Source organism: Streptomyces sp. SM1, assembly GCF_002910825.1.
GTDB classification, from domain to species: Bacteria; Actinomycetota; Actinomycetes; order Streptomycetales; family Streptomycetaceae; genus Streptomyces; species Streptomyces okerensis.
This window is the reverse complement of record NZ_NEUB01000010.1, coordinates 1-2,987: the sequence shown is the minus strand read 5'-3', so window position 1 is coordinate 2,987 and position 2,987 is coordinate 1. Positions and strand designations below refer to the sequence as shown.

Sequence of the window (2,987 nt, the reverse complement as noted above, 5' to 3'; positions counted from 1 at the left end):
GGTCATCCGGCGCTCCCCGGTCCGTCTCCGCGATCAGCGCCTCCCGCAGCCGCACCCCGCTCAGCACGCGCGGGGACCGCGCGGGAAGGCACCCGGAGGCGGCGGCGGACGTAACGGCTGACGGGGACGGGGAAGGAGGCGGCGGTGGTGGAGACCGCGAGACACCCTCGGGATGGGGACGGGCAGGTCGCGGCAGGGCCGGCACACAGTCGCGTGCTTTTTCCCACTTCTTCAGGATGGTTCGAGGGAACGGCCACCGGTTTCCTCCGGGCTCCTCGTCGGGCTCCGCACCCCTCACGCTAGCCTCGGCCACCGACAGCGGCGCGGCTGCACGATCAAGGGGTGTCATGAGCAGGCTGAACACGGACCGTCCGTACGACATCGTGCTCTTCGGAGCGACCGGCTTCGTCGGGACGCTGACCGCGGAGTACCTCGCCGGCCACGCACCCGCCGGGCTGCGCTGGGCGATCGCCGGCCGCAGTACCGGAAAGCTGGAACGGCTGCGGGAGCGGCTGCCCGGCGGCGCGGGGATCGGGGTGCTGCGGGCGGACGTGTCCGACCCCGACTCGCTGCGCGCCCTGGCCGAACACGCGCGCGTGGTGGCCACGACCGTGGGCCCGTACACCGAGTACGGCGAGGAACTCGTGGCCGCCTGCGCGGACACCGGGACGGACTATGTCGACCTGACGGGTGAGCCCGAGTTCGTGGACCTGATGTACGTCCGTCATGACGCACGCGCCCGGGAGACCGGGGCGCGGCTCGTGCACGCCTGTGGTTTCGACTCGGTGCCGCACGACCTGGGCGCGTACTTCACCGTGCGGCAACTGCCGGAGGGGGTGCCGCTGACCGTGGACGGCTTCGTCACCGTCGACGCGGCCTTCTCGGGCGGGACCTTCGCCTCGGCGCTGAACCAGTTCGCCGGGCACCGGAGGCTCCGCGCGGCGGCCCGCGAGCGCAGGCACCACGAGCCGCGGCTGGTGGACCGCCGGACCTCGGCCCCGCTGGGCGCGCCGCACTACGCACGGGAGGTCGGCGCCTGGGCCCTGCCCCTGCCGACGATCGACGGGCAGATCGTGCGCCGCTCGGCGAAGGCACTCGACCGGTACGGTCCCGACTTCCGCTACCGGCACTACGCGGCCGTGCGCCGTCTCCCGGTGGCGGTGGGCGGGGTGGCGGCCGTGGGGGCGCTGGTCACGGCGGCCCAGTTGCCGTCGCTGCGGCGCCGTCTCTCCGACCGGTTCAGGCCCGGCGACGGGCCGAGCCCGGAGAAGCGCGCCAGAAGCTGGTTCACCGTCCGCTTCGTCGGCGAGGGCGGCGGGCAGCGGGTGTACACGGAGGTGGCGGGCGGCGACCCCGGCTACGACGAGACGGCGAAGATGCTGGCCGAGGGCGCCCTCTGCCTCGCCCTCGACGACCTCCCGACGACGGCGGGGCAGGTCACGACCGCGGTGGCGATGGGCGACGCGCTGATCGACCGTCTGCGGGCGGCGGGCATCCGCTTCCGCGTCGCGGCGACCCGCTGACCACCCGGCGGGCAGGACCGCGGCGGCCCCTCGGCCGACGTGTGGACGCTGGTGCCCTCCGGTGCAAGCCGCGCACCCGGTCAGCTCGGGGGCGCGCCCTCAACGGGGTGCGAGAGGACGGCCTCCGCGAGCGCCCGACGGCACAGGGCGTCCGCTCTGCGGGTGGTTTCGGGGAGGCGGTAGGCGGGGGTCAGGGCGAGGGTGTGGGCGCAGGCGTTGTCCAGGCTCACCCGGTGGCCGACCGAGACGAAGACCGGCTTGACGGCGTCCCTGGTGCGCAGGGCGCGGCCGACCTCCTCGCTGCCCGCGAGCAGCGGGGACGTGCTGCCGCGCGAGGTGCCGGGTGCGTCGTGGGTGAAGGTGAAGGGATTCTTGGCGACGCCGATCGTCGGCAGGCCCGTGAGGACGCCGAGGTGGCTGGCCAGGCCGAAGCGGCGTGGGTGGGCGAGGCCGTAGCCGTCGCAGACCACCAGGCCGGGCGGGCACGGCAGGGCGTCGAGCGCGGCGAGCACGGTGGGGATCTCACGGAAGGCGAGCAGTCCCGGAACGTACGGGAAGGAGATCCGGCCGACGGCCGTGGCCTCGGCGACGACCTCCAGGCTCGCCGCGTCCAGGACGACGGCCGCGGCGGCGACCAGGTCCCGCTCGTCGTCGTACGCCACGTCGACTCCGGTGACATGGCCCGTGCCGGGCGGCGGGCCCGGTTCGTCGAGCACCACCCTCGCGCGGAGTCCGTCCTGCACCGCACGGGCCTCTTCCTCGGTCACCGGCCGGCCGGCGGGTGTGCTCTCGGTCGCCATGGTGGCTGAGCCTACGGGGCGGGGGTGCTCCGCGCGGAGGGGGTTCCAGCGGCCGCGCGCCTCCGCGCGGAGGCGGCTCACTTGCCGAGCGCCCGCTGGAGCTGGCTCTTGTTCATGTTCGAACGGCCCTCGACGTTCCGCTTCTTGGCCTCCTCGTACAGCTGGTCACGTGTGGGGCCCTGGGAGCCCTTGCCGGACCGCTGCCCGCCGCGCTTGCCGGACGACATGTCCTGCGTCGACGTGCGGCTGGCCGTCTTCGATTCGCCGGACCGGGCGCGCTCCTTGTTCACCGTCCGCGCGGCGATCTCCTTGGCGCGTCCGGTGCTCTCGCCCCGGTCCTCGGCGCTGTCCTTGATGTGCTCGTACTGACGCTCCCGCTTGGGGCTGGAACCGCTTGGCATGTCCGCTCCCTTCCTCTCGCGTACAGCGAACGGGTACCCATGTCGGCAGCGTTCAGGGCCCCTCGCATGCGTCAGGGGTCCAGGCGGGCCACCCGCCCCTTCTCCCCCGCGGCCCAGCACCCGTGGTCGGGCGTGCAGTCGACCGTGTCGTACGAGCCGCTGTCGACGGTCCGCCAGGTGCGGCCGGCGTCGGTGGTCAGGTCGGTTCCGGTGGGGCCGACGGCGAGCGCGGCGCTGCGGCTGTGCGGGAGCCAGGCGACGCC

The 2,987-nt window shown here is 74.3% G+C and carries 3 protein-coding genes and 1 pseudogene; 1 reads left to right on the top strand and 3 read right to left on the bottom strand.

Annotation, left to right across the window (positions count from 1 at the left end; translation table 11 throughout):
* Positions 1-347 precede the first annotated feature (347 nt).
* Positions 348-1,523: a trans-acting enoyl reductase family protein gene (locus B9S61_RS00100; RefSeq protein ID WP_103540329.1), complete on the top strand. Its 1,176-nt coding sequence runs from the start codon at positions 348-350 to the stop codon at positions 1,521-1,523.
* An 80-nt stretch (positions 1,524-1,603) separates the two neighbouring features.
* Here B9S61_RS00100 and B9S61_RS00095 read toward each other — a convergent pair whose 3' ends face one another.
* The 3 genes and pseudogenes from B9S61_RS00095 to B9S61_RS00085 all read right to left on the bottom strand — a co-directional run.
* Positions 1,604-2,323 (bottom strand): endonuclease V, encoded by a 720-nt coding sequence (locus B9S61_RS00095; protein ID WP_103540328.1) that lies wholly within the window; start codon positions 2,321-2,323, stop codon positions 1,604-1,606.
* A 77-nt stretch (positions 2,324-2,400) separates the two neighbouring features.
* Positions 2,401-2,724, bottom strand: coding sequence for a plasmid stabilization protein (locus tag B9S61_RS00090; RefSeq protein WP_103540327.1), 324 nt, complete (start codon positions 2,722-2,724; stop codon positions 2,401-2,403).
* 71 nt (positions 2,725-2,795) lie between these two features.
* Positions 2,796-2,987: pseudogene (locus B9S61_RS00085) on the bottom strand (oxidoreductase); the annotation flags it as partial.